Raw genomic sequence first — 16,661 nt, 5'->3', positions numbered from 1 at the left:
GACCGAGGTTGCCCGAGCCGACGACGACCACGTCCGGCACGTCCCCGTGGGCGGCCGGGGCCCGGCCGTGCTCGCGGCCGCGGGGGCCGCCGTCCTCGCGGCGCCCCCCCCCGCGCCGCCCGGCCACCGCGCGCGCGAGCGCCGCGGGGGCCGCGCGCAGCGGCACGTCGCGCGGCAGCCCCAGCGGGACGGCCACGGCCGCGACGGTGAGCACCCACGCCCAGTAGTCCAGGCCGAGGAACGCCCAGATGCTCCCGTGCATCGCCAGCACGGCGAGCGCGAACGGGATCCGGGTGACGCGCAGCGCGAGCAGCACGGGCGCGCCGAGCTCGAGGCAGATGGCCCCGCCGGCGAGCAGCTGCGGCAGCAACGGCTGGTCGGCGACCAGGTGGGTGAACCCGTCGCCGAACGGGGACGTGCCCCAGCGCAGCACCCACGCCATGTTGTCGCCGAGGACCCAGTCGATGCCGCTGTGCCGCATCTTCTGCGCGCCGGTGAGGAAGTACACGGTGGCGACGACGGCCAGGGCGGCGCGCGGCGGCCAGCCCCACGCGACCCGCTCGTCCCGCGCGTCCACGTCCCTGCCGGGCACCCGGGCGAGCAGCAGGACGGCGCCCACCGTGACTGTCAGGACGTCGTTGTGCATGACCTTGCCCGAGCTGCCCCACAGCCCCGCCAGGACCGTGTAGGCCACCCACGCGAGCGCGAAGCCGGCGCGCGGGCTGCGACGGGCCACGACGAGCGTCACGCCGGCCAGGCCCGCGACCTGCAGCGCCACGAGCAGCCACGGCGGCACCGGCGCGGGGAACCAGCCGACCAGGCTGGCACGGAACGTCAGGACCTCGGGCCGTTCGGCCACGAGCGTCCAGTCGCGGGTCGCGAGCCGCAGCCCGATGACGAGCGCGACGAGGGTGTGCACCTCCAGGAGGCGGAACGCCGGGCCCGGGGCGACCAGCCGGTCGTCGACGCGCGCGAGCAGCCCCCGACGGCGCGTGACCGCGGGCGCCGCCGCGCTCACGGGTCCACCTCGACGAGCAGCGTGCGGGACGTCTCGCGTCGTTCACCGGTGTCCGGGTCCAGCTCGAGCACGACCCGCTCGAACCGCGCGTCCGCGACGCCTCCGGGGTCGATGCCCGCGGCCTGCAGCCAGGCCCGGACCATCGCCCGCTGCTCGCCCGGTGCGGCGTCGCGCACGCGCGGGTACTGCCGCCCGGTCGTGACGACCACCGGGTTGCGCGGGTCCAGGCGCACGGGCGTCCGTGTGCCGTCGGGTGCGACCGCGACCAGCTCGACCGACGCCGCGGTACCCGTGCGCACGTCGCTGAACAGCCGGTACGCGGTCAGCGGCCACAGCTCGAGCTGGACGGCCGCGACGAGCAGCAGGAGGCCGACGGCGGACCAGGTCACGCGCCGCGCCCGGCGGCGCTCGCGCGTCTCGTCGTCCGCGGGTTCCCCCGTCGACCGCAGGCCCGCCTGACCACCGTCGTCGACCACACGTCCCTCGACCTTCTCGCGCCCCGGATGTCCAGGTCGTCAGGTTACGGGCGGGCACCGCGCCCGGGGGCGGGTTCGCGTCCTGGACCCGCGCGACGCGAGAATGACGCCCATGGACGTCGTCGTCGTCGGTTCCGGCCCCAACGGTCTCGCTGCTGCGGTCACGATGGCGCGCGCCGGGCTGTCCGTCACCGTGCTGGAGGCGCAGCCCACCGTCGGCGGCGGCGCACGCACGCTGGACCTCGGCCTGGCCGACGGCGTGGTGCACGACGTCTGCTCGGCGGTCCACCCGATGGCGTGGGCCTCGCCGTTCTTCCAGGCGTTCGGGCTCGAGCGCCGCGTCGAGCTGCTGGTCCCCGAGGTCTCGTTCGCCCAGCCGCTGCCGGACGGCCGCGCCGGGATCGCGTGGCACGACCTGGACCGGACGGTCGAGGGGCTCGACGAGGACGGGCCCGCGTGGCGCTCGCTCGTCGGTGCGCTGTCGCGGCACACCGACGACGTCGTGCGCGTGGCCCTCGGCGACAAGCGCAGCATCCCGGCGGGCCTGCTGCCCGGCGGCCTCGTCGGGGCGGCCCGGTTCGGCCTGGGCGTCGCCGAGCAGGGCACGCCCGCGTGGGGCGCGCGGTTCCGCGGCGACGTGGCCCCCGCGCTGCTGACCGGGGTCGCGGCGCACGCCATCTCGCGCCTGCCGAGCCTCGCCGGGGCGGGCACGGCCCTGCTCCTGGCGTCGCTGGCGCACGCGGGCCAGGGCTGGCCGATCCCCCGCGGCGGCTCGGGTGCGATCGTCGCGGCCCTGGTCGCGGACCTGCGCGCGCACGGCGGGACGGTCGTCACCGACCACCCCGTGCGCTCGCGCGCCGACCTCCCGGCCGCGCGGTGCTACCTGTTCGACACCACGCCCCGCGGCCTCGTGGACGTGCTGGGCGACGAGCTGCCCGCCCGCCGGCGCGCGGCGCTCGAGCGGTACCGGCACGGCGACGCCGCGTCGAAGGTCGACTTCGTCCTGTCGGCGCCCGTGCCGTGGGAGCACCCCGACGTCGCACGCGCCGGCACCGTGCACGTGGGCGGGACGCGCGCCGAGATGGCGCGCGCCGAGGCGGACGTCCACGCGGGCCGGCACGCCGAGCTGCCGATGTGCCTGGTCAGCGACCCGTCGGTCGTCGACGACGGCCGCCGCAGCGGTGACCTGCGTCCCCTGTGGTCCTACGCCCACGTCCCGGCGGGCTCGGACGTCGACACGACCGAGGCCGTCACGCGGCACATCGAGCGGTACGCCCCGGGGTTCCGGGACGTCGTCGTGGCGTCCCGGTGCGTGCCCGCGTCGCAGATGTCGCACCACAACGCCAACTACGTCGGGGGCGACATCTCCGCCGGCGCCGTGGACCTGCCGCAGATGTTCGCGCGGCCCACGCCGACGCTCGACCCGTACGCCGCCGGCGTCGACGGCGTGTACCTGTGCTCGGCCGCGACGCCGCCGGGGCCCGGCGTGCACGGGCTCGGCGGGTGGTTCGCCGCGAGCCGCGCGCTGCGCCGCGAGTTCGGGATCCGCGTCCGGTCGGTGTTCGCCGCCTGACTGGCCCGCGACGCCTCAGACGTCGTCGCCGGTCCCGTCCGTCTGGGTGTCGTCGAGGTCGCGCGTCAGCTCGTCGACCACCAGCAGGTCGTTGCGGACCTTGCCGGTGCGGAAGCCCGCGCGCCCGACCATGTGCGCGGCCACCGGTGCCGTGAGCATCTGGAAGATCGCCACGAGCACGAGCGCCCACACCGCACCGCCCTCGCGCAGGCGCAGCGCGAGCCCGACCAGCACGAGGATCAGGCCCAGCACCTGCGGCTTGGTGCCGGCGTGCATGCGGGCCAGCAGGTCGGGGAAGCGCAGGGCGCCGACGCCCGCGGCGAACGCGAAGAACGCACCGCCCAGCAGGCAGATGATCGACACGGCGTCCGCGGCCGTCTCCCACATCGTGGCGGTCATCGTGCCTCCTCGTCGGCGGGGCCGCCGTGGTGCTCGTCGTCCGGCTCGTCCTCGACGGTGTCGCGCGAGCTCGACGGGACGTCGCGCTCCGCGTCGGCGACGGCCTGCTCCTCGGCCTCGACCACGCGGCGACGACGGCGGCGCGTCTCCTCCTCCTCCTGCTCGAGGCGACGCTTCTCGGCCTCCTCGGCGGCGACCTCCTCACGCGTGCGGACGCGCCCCTCGCCCTCGGGCTCGACGGCCGCGAACCGCGCGACCGTCACCGACCCCACGAAGCCGACGAGCGACAGCACGACGAGCAGGGGCACGACGTCGGCACGCCGGAAGTACGCCGCGTACAGGGCGACCGCGGCGATCATCGTCGTGACGACGATGTCGAGCGCGACGGTCCGGTCGAGGATCGACGGGCCCTTCTCGGCCCGCACGATCGCGAAGGCCGCACCGAGGGTCAGCAGCACCCCGCCGACCACGACGACGACGTCGAACGGGCTCATCGCGACGCCACCTCCCGGTCACGGCGGCTGCGGGGCAGGCCCGCGTCCGCCAGCTCCTCGTCGGACGCGAGCGCCCGCAGGATCCGCGCCTCCTGGTCGAGCACGCTCTGGCGCGCCTTCTCGACGCCGCCGCTGGTCTCGACGTCCAGGACGTGCACGTACAGGCGTCCGGTGAGCCGGTGCGCCTCGACGATGATCGACCCGGGCACGAGGGACACGAGCTCGGCCGTCATCGTCAGGTACAGGTCGGAGTGGCTGCGCAGCTGCACGCAGATCACCGCGCCCCGCGGCGTGTACCGGGGCCGCAGCGCCACCAGGCTGACCTCGAACGACGCGCGCACGAGGTCGACCGCGAACCGCCCGAGCAGCACGAGCAGGCCCACCGGGTGGACGCGGCCGTGGAAGTCGACGGGCGTCATGCGCAGGCCGACCGTCACGAGCATGCCCAGCAGGGCGCCGTTGACGATGTTGCCCCACGTGACGTCGCCCCACAGCAGCACCCACACGACGGTGAGCCAGGCGATCGTCGCCCACTGGAAGCGCCAGCCGGTGCGGCGCGGGTGCAGGCTCATCCCCCCACCTCCGCGTCGTCGGCCGCACGCTGCGACTCGCCCTCGCCGCGCATGCCGTCGGGCAGCACGGCCTCGATGTACGGCCAGCGCTCCTGCAGCGTCTGCGCGGCGCGTCCCGTGTAGGCGTACAGCGGGCCGGCGAAGACGGTGAGCGCGAGGCTCACGACGACGAGCGCGGCGGTGGGCGCGACCATCCCCATCGGCACCCGGTTGGCGGGCAGCTCCTCCGGCGGGCTCTGCCAGAACGCCTTGTTCCACGCCTTGATCAGCGCGTACAGCGTCAGCAGCGACGTCACGACGGACCCGACGACCAGCGCGTACCCGGTCGGCGTGCCCAGCTGGACGCCCGCCTCCAGCAGCCCGACCTTGCCGAGGAACCCGGAGAACGGCGGGATGCCGCCGAGGTTCATCGCGGGCACGAAGAACAGGACCGCCAGCACGGGCGTCATCTTCGCCAGCCCGCCGAGGCGGTCCAGGGACGTCGTGCCCCCGAAGCGTTCGACGAGGCCGACGACGAGGAACAGCGCGGTCTGCACCGTGATGTGGTGCGCGACGTAGTAGATCGCGGCGCTCCAGCCGTGCACGCTGCCCAGCGCGATGCCGAACATCATGTAGCCGATGTGGCTGACGAGCGTGAACGACAGCAGACGCTTGACGTCGTCCTGCGCGACCGCGCCGAGGATGCCCACGACCATGGTCGCCAGCGCGACCCACATGAGGACGTCGTCGAGCCGCCCGCCCGGGAACAGCAGCGACTGCGTCCGGATGATCGCGTAGACGCCGACCTTGGTGAGCAGGCCCGCGAACACCGCCGTGACGGGCGCGGGCGCCGTCGGGTAGGAGTCCGGCAGCCACGACGACAGCGGGAACACGGCCGCCTTGATGCCGAACGCGAGCAGCAGCATGCACTGCAGCACCAGCCGGACCCCGGGGTCCACCTCCGGCAGCCGGATCGCGAGCTGCGCGAGGTTGACGGTGCCCACGGCCGCGTAGATCGCGGCGATCGCGACGAGGAACAGCACCGAGGACAGGATCGCGACGACGACGTAGATCGTCCCGGCTCGGATCCGCTCGCGCGTCCCCGACAGCGTGATGAGCACGTACGACGCTGCGAGCAGGATCTCGAAGCCCACGTAGATGTTGAACAGGTCGCCCGAGAGGAACGCGTTGGCGACGCCCGCCGACAGCACGAGGTACGTGGGGTGGAAGATCGAGATGGGCGCGAACCGCTCACCGTCCTCGCGGCCCTGCGCCAGCGAGTAGATCAGGACGCACAGGATCACGACCGACGACACCGTGAGCATGAGGGCCGACAGGCGGTCCGCCACCAGGCTGATGCCGACGGGCGCCGCCCAGTCGCCGACCTCGACGACCACGGGTCCGGAGTCCGCGATGACGAGCAGCGCGGCCGACACGACGGCCACGATCGTCAGGGTCGCGAGCGAGACGATGCGCTGCAGGCGCGGGCGGCGGTACAGCGCGAGCGCCAGGCCGGCGGCCGACAGCGGCAGCACCACGGGCAGGGGGACGAGCCAGCCCCAGTCGGTCATCGTCCCTCCTCCCGGGTGGTGTGGTCGGTGCGCGGCGGCGGGCGTTCGGACGGCGCCCCGTCGAACGCCTCGCCCTCGTCGGTCTCGTCGCGCGCGCTGGCGGCCTCCTCGTCGAGCGTCTCGCCGTCGGACTCGGTGTCGGCGTCCTCGAACGCGCGCTCGTCGCGGGCCGCGAGGCGCACGATGCGGCGGTCCTCGACGTCGTCCTGCACCTCGTCGTGGCGGTGCAGCTGCCACGAGCGGTAGGCCATGGCCAGCAGGAACGCCGTCAGCCCGAGCGTGATGACGATGGCCGTGAGGATGAGCGCCTGCGGCAGCGGGTCGCTCATCGGGCGGTCGGACGCGACCCCGATCAGCGGCGGCGCACCGGCCGCGCCGCCGGCGACGAGGATCAGCAGGTTGGTGCCGTTGCTGAGCAGCACGATGCCCAGCAGGATGCGCGTCAGGCTGCGCTCGAGGACCAGGTAGACCCCGACGGTGAACAGCACGCCGATGGTCACGACGAACACGAGGTTGGGGCTCATCACGACGTCCGTCACGGGGTCACCCCCCGACCGGAGCCGCCCAGGTCCGGCGGCACTGCCGCCGGGTCCACGGCACCCGACCGCGTGCGCGCGACCACGACGTGGTCGTACCCGCTGACGGCGTGCTCGGCGACGTCGTCCTCACCGGTCTCGGCACGACGGTCGATCTCGGCCCCCACGCTGCGCAGGATGTCCAGGACGAGCCCGACGACGACGAGGTACACCCCCACGTCGAAGAACAGGCTGGTCACGAGCTTGACGTCCCCCCAGATCGGGAGGTGGAACTCGAAGATCCAGGACTCCAGGACGTTGCCGCCGACGAACAGCGCCACGAGCCCGACACCCGCCGACAGGAACAGCCCGGTGCCCAGGAGCACGCCCGGCTGCACGGGCGCAGCCTCACCCAGCTCGTAGCGGCCGCCGGCGAGGTACCGCACCGCGAGCGCGATGCCCGTCACGAGGCCCGCGGCGAACCCGCCGCCGGGCTGGTTGTGCCCGCTGAACAGCAGGAACGCGGAGTACACGATCATCGTGTGGAAGAGCAGGCGCACGACGACCTCGAACACCACCGACCGGCGCTGCGGCGCGACCGTGCGCCCGGCGCGCAGCCACTCGCGCGCACGCGACCCGACGGCGCGCGGCGTGCCCGCCGACGGCGTCGGGGGCGCCTCGACGTCCGGCTCGGCCCCGCCGGGTGCCGTGCTCGGGCGCCGCAGCGTCGCCATGGGGTCCGGCGTGCCGCCCCACACCGCGCGGTCGGCGGGCGCCTCGCGCTCACGGAAGATCCGGCCGCCGCGCGCCGAGAGGAACACGAGCGACGCGACGCCCGTGGCAGCCACGAGCAGCACCGAGATCTCGCCCATCGTGTCCCACGCGCGGATGTCGACGAGGGTCACGTTGACGATGTTCTTGCCGCCCCCGAACTCGTAGGCCTCGGTCGCGAAGTCGGCCGAGACCGGCGGGTGCACGCGCGCCGACGGTGCGACCAGCGCGACACCCGCCACGACGAGCCCGACGGCGAGCCCCAGCCCGAGCCGCAGCCAGCGCGACCCGGCGAGCGGCCGGTCGGAGAAGTACGGGGGGAGGCGGCGCAGCACGAGCACGAAGACGACGAGCGTGATGGTCTCGACGAGCACCTGCGTGACCGCGAGGTCCGGCGCGCCGTAGAGCAGGAACATGCCGGCGATCGAGTAGCCGCAGATGCCGGCGAGGATGACGGCCTTGAGACGCCGGCGGGCCCGCGCCACGAGGATCGCCGCGACGATCGCCGCGCCCGCGAAGACGGTCTGGGCCGCGTAGTCCCACGGCCGGGTCTCGGTGGGCAGCGACGTGCCGGTGACCAGCGCCGTCCCGACCGCCACGACCCAGGTGAAGAGGATGACGCCGAGGTACAGGGGCAGCGAACCACGCTGCGTGACGGCCGTGACGTCGGCCGCGAGGTCGTCGAGCTTGCGCATCGAGCGGCGGTAGGTGTGGTCGGCCTCGATGAGGTGCGGCACGCGCGCCTGCCACCGCTCGACCTTGTCGCGCACGAGGAACAGCAGGCCGCCGGCGCTCAGGATGCCGACCGTCAGCCACAGCACGAGTCCGAACCCGCCCCACAGCAGCAGGTGCCCGGGCTCCCCCACCGGGTACGTCCCGGCGTACGGCGCGAGCAGGTGCTCGCCGAGGTGCGGCAGCAGCGCGACCGCCAGACCGAGGAACGACAGGATCAGCGCGGGCGCGGTCAGCAGGAACGACGGGCGCATGACGGGGGCCGGCTCGACCGACTCGTCGCCGCCCGCGGCCAGCGACGTCGTCGTCGCGACGCCCTCGGAGTCCTGCGTCTTGGACTGCGGCACGAGCGCGTCCTTGGTCGCGAACGCGCCCCACCAGAACCGCAGCCCGTACGCGACGGTGAGCGCCGACCCGACGACGACCGCCGCGAGGACGATCCAGCCGATCGTGCCGTCCTCGAGGTGGGCGACGCCCTCGAGCCCCGCCTCCTTGGCGACGTACCCCGCGAAGGGCGGCAGCCCGATCATCGACGCGGTCGCGAGCCCGCCCGCGAGCGCGGTCCACGGCAGCGCCCTGCCCACGCCGGACAGGCGCCGCAGGTCGCGCGTGCCGCACGCGACGTCGACCGTGCCGACGACGAGGAACAGAGCCGCCTTGAACATCGCGTGCGCGCCCAGCATCGCGAGGCCGGCCAGCGCCGTGGCCTGCGTGCCGAGGCCCACGAGCAGGATGATGAGGCCGAGCTGGCTGACGGTGCCGAACGCGAGGACGAGCTTGAGGTCGTGCTGGCGCAGGGCCCGGTAGCCGCCGAGCAGCAGCGTCCCGCAGCCCAGGACCACGATCGTCCAGCGCCACACGGGCAGCTCGGAGTAGGCGGGCGCGAAGCGCGCGACCAGGTAGACGCCGGCCTTCACCATGGCCGCGGCGTGCAGGTACGCGCTGACGGGCGTCGGGGCCGCCATGGCCGCGGGCAGCCAGAAGTGGAAGGGGATGAGCGCGGACTTCGTCGCCGCGCCCGCGAGCAGGCACACGACGGCGGCGACGACCGCGGCCGACGCGGCCGGCGGGTCCGCCATGAGCGCGGACATCGAGTACGTGCCCGCGGCGTGCCCCAGGATGACGACGCCGACGAGCATCGCCAGCCCGCCCGCGGTCGTCACGATGATCGCCTGCATGGCGGCGCGGCGGCTCGCCTTGCGGTCCGCGTAGTGCCCGATGAGCAGGTACGACGTGACCGTCGTGAGCTCCCAGAACACGAACATCAGGAGCATGTCGTCGGCCGTGACGAGGCCGAGCATGGACCCCGCGAACGCGGTGAACACGCCGCCGAACCGGCCCAGCCCGGACGCCGTCGGCGAGAAGTACGCGGCGCAGTAGACGAGCACGAGCGCGCCGACACCGCCGACCACGACCGTCATGAGCCACGACAGGGTGTCGAGCCGGAAGCTCAGCTCCAGCCCGAGCGCCGGTACCCACTCGACGACCTCGGTCGGGCCTCGCCCGGCCTGCACCTCACCGGTCCAGGTCAGCGCCCACACGGCCGCCGACGCGGGCGCCGCCGCCAGCGCCCAGAACGCGCGGCGACCCCACCAGCGGAAGAGGACGGGCGCGACGAGGGCTGCTGCGAGGTGGATCGTCAGCAGCAGCAGCACGTCCGGCTCCGTCCGTGTCGGGGGCGGGTGGTCGGTCGGTCGGTGTGTCCGGACCGTCGGGGACGGTCCGCGGGCACGGCTCCGGCTCGCTCACGCGAGGTCAGGACCGCAGCCCGATGATGGGAAGGTGCGACCACGCACGGCGCCCGTCGACCCAGCAGATGGACCCTGGCCGGTGGACGGCGGTTCCGTGCTGGTCGGGAACGTCGTGGTGGGTGCGGGGAACACGTCGATATTACCAACGGTTGACCGTGCTCCCCCGTCTGCGTCCTCGCGCGACGCGGCGTGCGCGACAACGGGGACGACGTGGCGGCTAGGTTGGCGCCGTGAGCGGACTCCAGGTGGGCGCGGTCGTGCTGGCGGCGGTGGCGACGGTCGTCGGCGTGGCCGTGTTCGTGCGCGGCGTCGTCGTCATCGTGCGGACGGTGCGCACCGGACGGCCCCTGCCGGGGCGGTGGACGCCCGTCGGGCCGCGGCTCGCCACGCTCGTGCGCGAGGTGCTGGGCCACGGGCGCTTCCAGCAGCGCCCGGCCGTGCGCGCGGCGCACTGGGTGGTGATGGTCTCGTTCCCCGTGCTGGTCGTCACGCTGCTGACCGGGTACGGGCAGCTCGTCGACCCGCGGTACGGGCTGCCGCTCGTCGGCCACTGGGTGCCGCTGGAGTGGGCGGTCGAGGCGTTCGCGTGGCTCGGCCTGCTCGGCATCGCCTACCTGATCGTGCTGCGGCAGCGTGTGCGGCCGCGCGCGAGCGAGCCGGAGGCCACGCAGCGGCGGTCGCGGTTCTTCGGGTCGAACCAGGTGTGGGCGTACGTCGTCGAGGCGACGGTCCTGCTGGTGGTCGTCGCGGTGCTGGTGCTGCGGGGCCTGGAGTACGCGCTGGGGGTGCAGGACGGCGAGGCGTGGGCCACCGCGCTGCACTTCCCGCTCAGCGCGTGGTTCGGGGCGTCGTGGACGGCCGTGGACCCCGGGACGCTCGCGACGGCCGTGGTCGTCGTCGCGCTGGTGAAGATCCTGGTGTCGATGGCGTGGTTCGTGGTCGTCGGGCTGCTGCCGACGATGGGCGTCGCGTGGCACCGGTTCCTCGCGGTCGTCAACGTGTACGCGCGCCGCGAGCCGGACGGCGCGCCCGCGCTGGGCTCCCTCGTGCCGCTGCGGGACGCAACGGGCGAGCCGCTCGACCTCACGGCCGTCGACGACCTGCCCGAGGACCTGCGCCTGGGCGTCGGCGCGATCGAGGACCTGCCCTGGAAGGGGCTGCTCGACGTCGCGACGTGCACCGAGTGCGGGCGCTGCCAGGACCAGTGCCCCGCGTGGGCGACCGGCAAGCCGCTGAGCCCCAAGCTGCTGACGCTCGCGCTGCGCGACCACGCGGCCGCGACGGCCCCGTACGTGCAGGCGGCACGCGCCGCGGGGGCGTCGGCCGAGGCGCAGGCGGACCCCCACCTGGGCGTCGACCTGGTCGCGTCCGGCGTAATCGACCCCGACGTCCTGTGGGCGTGCACGATGTGCGGCGCGTGCGTGCAGCAGTGCCCGGTCGACATCGAGCACGTCGACACGATCGTCGACATCCGCCGCTACCAGACCCTCATGGAGTCGGCGTTCCCCGCCGAGCTGGGCGGCACGTTCACCAAGATGGAGCGGCGCGGCAACCCGTGGGGCCTGCCCGCGCGCCAGCGCCTCGACTGGGCCAAGGGCCTGGAGTTCGACGTGCCGGTCGTCGGCGTCGACGTCGAGTCCGCGACCGAGGTCGACTGGCTGTTCTGGGTCGGCTGCGCGGGGGCGTTCGAGGACCGCGCCAAGAAGACGACGCGCGCGGTGGCCGAGCTGCTGCACGCCGCGGGCGTCACGTTCGCGGTGCTCGGCGACGGCGAGACCTGCACGGGCGACCCGGCCCGGCGCGCGGGCAACGAGGCGCTGTACCAGATGCTCGCCGCGCAGAACGTCGAGACCCTCAACGAGGTCGGCGCGCAGCGGATCGTCGTCACCTGCGCCCACTGCTTCAACACGATCTCGCGCGAGTACCCCGCGATGGGCGGCCGGTACGAGGTGGTCCACCACACGCAGCTGCTCGACACGCTCGTCGGCGAGGGGCGGCTGCGGTTCGCGCCGGGGGTGGGCGAGGACGCCGACGGGGCCACCGTCACCTACCACGACCCCTGCTACCTGGGCCGCCACAACCAGGTCTACGAGCCCCCGCGCGAGCTGCTGGCCGCGGCCGGCGTCACGCTCGCCGAGATGCCCCGCAACCGCGAGACGTCGTTCTGCTGCGGCGCCGGCGGCGCGCGGGTGTGGATGGAGGAGACGATCGGCGAGCGCATCGGCACGGTCCGCGCGGCCGAGGCCGTCGCGACCGGTGCGAGCGCCATCGCCACCGCGTGCCCGTTCTGCACGGTGATGCTCAGCGACGGGGTCGCGGCGCACGCGCGGGCGTCGGCGGACGCGGCCCAGGCGACGGACGCGAGCGGCGCGGCGGACGGGACGACGCCGGACGACGCCGGCACGCACCCGACACCCGGTGCCGCCGCGACCGGCACGCACGAACCCGCCGCCCCCCACGAGCCCACCCGCCACGAGCCCACCCCCGCGGGCCCCCGCCCGCAGGTGGGCGTCCCGGAGGTGGCGGACATCGCCGTCCTCCTCCGCGACCGCCTGGCCCACCAGGACTGATCCCCCGCCCCCGCCCCCGCCCCCGTCCCGGAAGTGGTCGCACATCCGACCACTTCCGGCCCCTCACCCGGCAGATGTGACCACTTCCGGGCGGGAGGACGCCGTCGCTACCGTGGGGCATGGCTCTGGGGCGCGCTCTGGTCGACTGGCTGCTCGACTCCGACCCCGCGCTGCGGTGGCAGGTCGAGCGTGACCTCGTCGGTGCGCCCGAGGAGGTCTGGCAGGCGACCCGGGCGCGTGTCGCCACCGAGGGGTTCGGTGCGCGGCTGCTCGCGCTGCAGGACGACGACGGCCAGTGGGCGGGCGGCGCGTACTTCCCGCGCGGCTTCGACTTCGAGGGGCCCGAGGCGCAGCCCGGCGCGGGGCAGCCGTGGACGGCGACGACGTGGACCCTCAACACGCTGCGCGGCTGGGGGCTCGACGCAGCCGTGCTCGCGGGGACGGCCGACAAGCTCCAGGCCCACAGCCGCTGGGAGTACAACGACGAGCCCTACTGGGCCGGCGAGGTCGACTGCTGCATCAACGCCTTCACGCTCGCGAACGGCGCGTGGCTCGGCGCGGACGTCACCGCGCTCGCGGCCTGGTTCCCGGAGCACCGGCTGCCCGACGGCGGCTGGAACTGCGAGTGGGTCGAGGGCTCCACGCGCTCGTCGGTGCACTCGACGCTCAACACCGTCAAGGGCCTGCTGTCGTACGGGGCCACGACCGGCTCGGACGCGCTGCGTGCCGCCCGGCACGCCGGTGAGGAGTATCTGCTCGAGCGCCGGCTGCTGCGGCGTGTGACCACGGGCGAACCGCTCGGCCCCTGGGTCACCGTGTTCTCCTACCCGTTCCGCTGGCGGTTCAGCACGCTGAACGCGCTCGACCACTTCCGCGCGGCGGCGCTGCACGACGGCACCGCACCCGACCCGCGTCTCGCCGACGCGGTCGAGACCGTGCGCGCCGCCAAGCAGCCCGACGGCACGTGGCTGCAGCAGCACCGGCTGCCGGGGCGCGCGTGGTTCGAGGTCGACGTGCCGCCGGGCGAGCCGTCCCGGTGGCTGACGTTCCACGCCGCGCGCGTCCTGGCCTGGTGGGACGGCGAGGTCAGCGGAACTCGAACGTGAGAGCGACCGTCGGGTCGATGCTCGTGACGATGGCGGAGTAGAAGGCCCTGGCCTGGTCCTGGAGGATCTCCTCGTTCTCGTCGATGTACTGACCTTGAGCACCCTCGTCGAGGATGTCGTCGATCATCTCGACGGTGTCGATCTGCGGAGTCACCCAGCTCAGGACGCCGTTGTCCTCGACCACCGTCCTGAAGCTCTCGTCGTCGTGCCCGATGAAGATGAACTCGGGCACGGAGATGACGAGCTCGTCCTCGCCGGCCCGGGCGATCCGCACGTCGCCGCCCTCGATCCCCAGCTTGGCGTTGAAGCCGTACTTCACGAACGACGACCGCCCGGTGCCGGGGACGTCCACCCCCAGGAACGACCCCGTCGCGGACTGCTCGGCGATGCCCTCGATCCCCAGGCTCAGGAGCACGACCTGCTCCTCCCGGGTGATCGAGCTGACGATCTCGGCGTCCCGGTCCTGCGACCCGGCGCCGAACAGCGAGAGGTCCGGGAAGGCGCGCATCACCCCGTACGCCAGGAGCGCCCCGACGCAGGCGGCCCCCACGACCCACGCGGCCGTCCTGGGTGAACGCGATGTCTCCATGAGGCTCCCTGAACTCTCCGCGGTCCGAGCGGGGTGTGGCGCCGGGGCGCCCGACAGCGCCCCAGACTCCCGCACGAGCGCGCCGTCGGCACGTCGGAGATCCTCGCCGCGGCCGCGTGGGAGACGTCGAGAACACCGGCGGGGCGCGGTGATACCGCTGCTGATACCATCACTGCATGGCGATGACACTTCGACTCGACACGGCCGAGACCGAGGCCCTGAGGCGCCGCGCGGAGGTCGAGCACCGATCCATGCAGGACGTGGCGCGGCAAGCCGTGCGGGACTACATCGAGCGCACGTCACGGGAGGACCTCATCAACGCCGTCATGGACAGCGAGCTGCCGCGCTACGCCGAGGCACTCGAGCGTCTCGGTAGATGATCTACCTCACTGCCGAGGAGCTGCTGGTCGTCGCACGACGCGTCGTGGGCAACCTGGTGGTGCGTGACATCGGCCTCGTGGAGTCCGCCGCCGCCCGACCGCGCACGCAGATCGCCGGAGCCGACGCGTACCCCGACCTCCTCACCAAGGCGGCCGCACTGCTCCACTCGCTGACTCGCAACCACGCCCTGCTGGACGGGGACGAGCGACTCGCACTCGCGGGCACCATCGTGTTCCTGGGCGTCAACGGCACGCGCCTGGTAGCGACGAACGACGACGCCTACGACCTCATCATGGACGTCGCCGCCGGCCGGGTGGACGACGTCGAGAGCATCCGCGAACGCCTCGCACGCCTGACCGAAGCCTGGTGAGCACCGGCCGACCGCAACCGGAAGGCCAGCGTTAGCATGGACTTCCCTGGCAGACGGAGGAGACGACCATGAACCGTCGAGTCGTCGACAAGAGCGCGGTCAAGCGTTCCGCTGAGCGCTCCACGCGAGTGTCCGCCAAGCTCGAAGGCCGGGTCGTCCCGCGTGAGTTCGTGCGCTCACCCAAGGTCGAGAAGTTCGTCGCCGCGCGCACCCGCCGCGCTTCGTGACGCCGCTCGACCCCGGGTACGGCGAGACACCCCTCGACGGGGACGAGCTGGCCACCCTCCTTCCGCACGCCCGCGAGGTCCTGTCCGACCCGCCGACGAAGGCCGACGTCTATGACCTCGAGCAAGCGGTCCAGACGGCTGTCACCGAGGACCTCGTCGGCGCTGTCCTCGAGGGTGTACCGGTGGCAGCACACGTCGGACTGGACTGCCCACCAGCTGGGGATCGCCCTTCACGCTGAGACCGTCCGGATCCATCCGTTCGCTGACGGCAACGGCCGCTCCACGCGCCTGCTCGCCGATCTCACTCTGCTCGCTGCGCAGGGCGCCGACGAGCCGCCGGCGACCTACGACTGGGACGTCGACAAGCGGCAGTACATCGAGTCGCTACGCCGATACGACCAGCACCGCGACCCGACCGAGCTGGCCACCATCGTGATGAGCCGCCCCATCGGCGAGTAGTCGCCCAGTTCGCCTCACCGGCACGGGCAACGCCAAGCAGGTGGTGCCTTACCTCCTTGTTCCCGGAGACCCGCCTCCCGCGCGCTAGCGTCGAACCGTCGCCGCCGATCGAGGGAGGCCGTCGTGAGCCGCGTGGGTCGACGCCGGAGGTCGGCCGAGGCGGGCCGGCGCCCGGGCTGCGCGCTCCTCGCGGTGCTCGCCGTCGTCGCGCTCGTCGTCACACTGGTCACCGTGCTCCAGCGCGCCCTCGTCTACTTCCCGGACCGGACCGACGTCGGCACGGTCGCGGGCCGTGTGCCCGGCGCACGTGACCTCGTGCTGCGGACGGACGACGGTCTGGAGCTGGCGGCGTGGCTCGTGCCGCCGGCGGGCGAGGACCGGGAGGTCGCGGTCCTCTACCTGCCGGGCAATGGAGGCAACCGGCTGGGCAGGCTCGACGTCGTGCGGGAGATCGCCGCGCGGGGCTTCACGGTGCTGCTGCTGGAGTACCGCGGGTACGGCGGGAACCCCGGCCGGCCCAGCGAGCGAGGCCTGGCCCGTGACGCGCGGGCGGCGGCCGCGGCGCTGCGCGACGAGGGGTTCGACCGGGCCAGGACGCTGTACGTCGCCGAGTCGATCGGCACCGGCGTGGCCGCGCGGCTGGCCACGACGGACCCGCCCGCCGGTCTCCTGCTGCGCTCCCCGTTCACGTCGCTCGTCGACGTCGGGCGCGCTCACTACCCGCTCCTGCCCGTGGGGCTGATCCTGCGCGACCGCTTCGCCAGCGCCGAGCACCTGGACGGCAGCGACGTCCCGGTGCGCGTGCTGCACGGCACCGACGACGACGTCGTGCCGTCGCGGCTCTCGGCGGAGCTCGCGGCGCGCGTGGGCAATCTGCAGGGCGAGGTGGTCGTGCCCGGAGCGGGCCACAACGACGCGGTCTGGTTCGGTCCGCGCCTCGCCGACGAGGTGGTCGAGCTCGCGCAGGCGGTCGTCGGCTAGCGGCCGCGCCCGCCGCGAGCGCGGTACTCGACCGCCGAGCGCGGCACTCGTTCGTACCGCGCTCGACGGTCGAGTACCGCGCTCGGCGGGGGTGGGGTGGCGGTGGTGGGTGGCGGGGGTGGCGTGG

At 73.9% G+C, this 16,661-nt stretch carries 17 protein-coding genes; 8 read left to right on the top strand and 9 right to left on the bottom strand.

Annotated elements, in window-relative coordinates:
* Both H9657_RS12165 and H9657_RS12160 read right to left on the bottom strand, forming a co-directional pair.
* Window positions 1–1,018 (bottom strand): hypothetical protein (locus H9657_RS12165; RefSeq protein WP_191783672.1); only part of this gene is annotated, 1,018 nt, incomplete at its 3' end.
* Window positions 1,015–1,494 carry a hypothetical protein gene (locus H9657_RS12160; protein WP_191783671.1) on the bottom strand — a complete coding sequence of 160 codons (480 nt, stop codon included), beginning with the start codon at window positions 1,492–1,494 and terminating at the stop codon, window positions 1,015–1,017. The genes H9657_RS12165 and H9657_RS12160, both read right to left, overlap by 4 nt.
* 112 nt (window positions 1,495–1,606) lie before the next feature.
* On the opposite strand from H9657_RS12160, the gene H9657_RS12155 reads away from it, so the two are divergent.
* On the top strand, window positions 1,607–3,067 hold the full coding sequence (locus H9657_RS12155) for a phytoene desaturase family protein (RefSeq protein WP_191783670.1): 1,461 nt from the start codon (window positions 1,607–1,609) through the stop codon (window positions 3,065–3,067).
* 15 nt (window positions 3,068–3,082) lie between these two features.
* On the opposite strand, the gene mnhG is transcribed toward H9657_RS12155, so the two are convergent.
* Genes mnhG through H9657_RS12125 form a run of 6 tightly spaced genes read right to left on the bottom strand, consistent with a single transcriptional unit; the run spans window position 3,083 to window position 9,755 of the window.
* The gene (mnhG, locus tag H9657_RS12150; protein ID WP_191783669.1) at window positions 3,083–3,466 is read right to left on the bottom strand and encodes a monovalent cation/H(+) antiporter subunit G; all 384 of its coding nucleotides are present in this window, start codon (window positions 3,464–3,466) and stop codon (window positions 3,083–3,085) included.
* On the bottom strand, window positions 3,463–3,960 hold the full coding sequence (locus H9657_RS12145) for a monovalent cation/H+ antiporter complex subunit F (protein WP_191783668.1): 498 nt from the start codon (window positions 3,958–3,960) through the stop codon (window positions 3,463–3,465). The genes mnhG and H9657_RS12145 overlap by 4 nt, the downstream gene beginning before the upstream one ends.
* Window positions 3,957–4,532 carry a Na+/H+ antiporter subunit E gene (locus tag H9657_RS12140; RefSeq protein WP_191783667.1) on the bottom strand — a complete coding sequence of 192 codons (576 nt, stop codon included), beginning with the start codon at window positions 4,530–4,532 and terminating at the stop codon, window positions 3,957–3,959. The genes H9657_RS12145 and H9657_RS12140 overlap by 4 nt, the downstream gene beginning before the upstream one ends.
* Window positions 4,529–6,082, bottom strand: a complete 1,554-nt coding sequence (locus H9657_RS12135) for a Na+/H+ antiporter subunit D (RefSeq protein ID WP_191783666.1) — start codon at window positions 6,080–6,082, stop codon at window positions 4,529–4,531. The genes H9657_RS12140 and H9657_RS12135 overlap by 4 nt, the downstream gene beginning before the upstream one ends.
* Window positions 6,079–6,606: a Na(+)/H(+) antiporter subunit C gene (locus H9657_RS12130; protein WP_191783689.1), complete on the bottom strand. Its 528-nt coding sequence runs from the start codon at window positions 6,604–6,606 to the stop codon at window positions 6,079–6,081. The genes H9657_RS12135 and H9657_RS12130 overlap by 4 nt, the downstream gene beginning before the upstream one ends.
* 11 nt (window positions 6,607–6,617) lie before the next feature.
* A complete protein-coding gene (locus H9657_RS12125; protein ID WP_318241464.1) occupies window positions 6,618–9,755 on the bottom strand; it encodes a Na+/H+ antiporter subunit A in 3,138 nt (1,045 codons plus the stop codon).
* A 326-nt stretch (window positions 9,756–10,081) separates the two neighbouring features.
* Here H9657_RS12125 and H9657_RS12120 point away from each other — a divergent pair, with 326 nt between their 5' ends.
* Window positions 10,082–12,421: a (Fe-S)-binding protein gene (locus tag H9657_RS12120; RefSeq protein ID WP_191783665.1), complete on the top strand. Its 2,340-nt coding sequence runs from the start codon at window positions 10,082–10,084 to the stop codon at window positions 12,419–12,421.
* A 119-nt stretch (window positions 12,422–12,540) separates the two neighbouring features.
* Complete coding sequence (locus H9657_RS12115; RefSeq protein WP_191783664.1) at window positions 12,541–13,527, top strand: squalene cyclase; 987 nt, start codon at window positions 12,541–12,543, stop codon at window positions 13,525–13,527.
* Here the strand turns inward: H9657_RS12115 and H9657_RS12110 are convergent.
* Window positions 13,508–14,116 (bottom strand): type I phosphoribosyltransferase, encoded by a 609-nt coding sequence (locus H9657_RS12110; RefSeq protein WP_191783663.1) that lies wholly within the window; start codon window positions 14,114–14,116, stop codon window positions 13,508–13,510. The genes H9657_RS12115 and H9657_RS12110 overlap by 20 nt on opposite strands.
* Before the next feature lie 176 nt (window positions 14,117–14,292).
* Between H9657_RS12110 and H9657_RS12105 the strand changes: the two genes are divergently transcribed.
* The 5 genes from H9657_RS12105 (at window position 14,293) to H9657_RS12085 (ending at window position 16,534) form a co-directional block, all read left to right on the top strand.
* Window positions 14,293–14,496 (top strand): ribbon-helix-helix protein, CopG family, encoded by a 204-nt coding sequence (locus H9657_RS12105; protein ID WP_191783662.1) that lies wholly within the window; start codon window positions 14,293–14,295, stop codon window positions 14,494–14,496.
* Window positions 14,493–14,867, top strand: a complete 375-nt coding sequence (locus H9657_RS12100) for a type II toxin-antitoxin system death-on-curing family toxin (RefSeq protein WP_191783661.1) — start codon at window positions 14,493–14,495, stop codon at window positions 14,865–14,867. Before H9657_RS12105 ends, H9657_RS12100 begins: the two co-directional genes overlap by 4 nt.
* A 68-nt stretch (window positions 14,868–14,935) precedes the next feature.
* A complete protein-coding gene (locus H9657_RS12095) occupies window positions 14,936–15,094 on the top strand; it encodes a hypothetical protein (protein WP_191783660.1) in 159 nt (52 codons plus the stop codon).
* 111 nt (window positions 15,095–15,205) lie between these two features.
* The gene (locus H9657_RS12090; RefSeq protein ID WP_191783659.1) at window positions 15,206–15,553 is read left to right on the top strand and encodes a Fic family protein; all 348 of its coding nucleotides are present in this window, start codon (window positions 15,206–15,208) and stop codon (window positions 15,551–15,553) included.
* Window positions 15,554–15,676: 123 nt separating this feature from the next.
* A complete protein-coding gene (locus H9657_RS12085; protein WP_318241463.1) occupies window positions 15,677–16,534 on the top strand; it encodes an alpha/beta hydrolase in 858 nt (285 codons plus the stop codon).
* The last annotated feature ends 127 nt before the right edge of the window (window positions 16,535–16,661 follow it).

It is taken from the genome of Cellulomonas avistercoris (assembly GCF_014836445.1).
Classification (GTDB): domain Bacteria; phylum Actinomycetota; class Actinomycetes; order Actinomycetales; family Cellulomonadaceae; genus Cellulomonas; species Cellulomonas avistercoris.
Note: the sequence above shows the minus strand (reverse complement) of the source record. Positions and strands in the feature narration are given on the sequence as shown.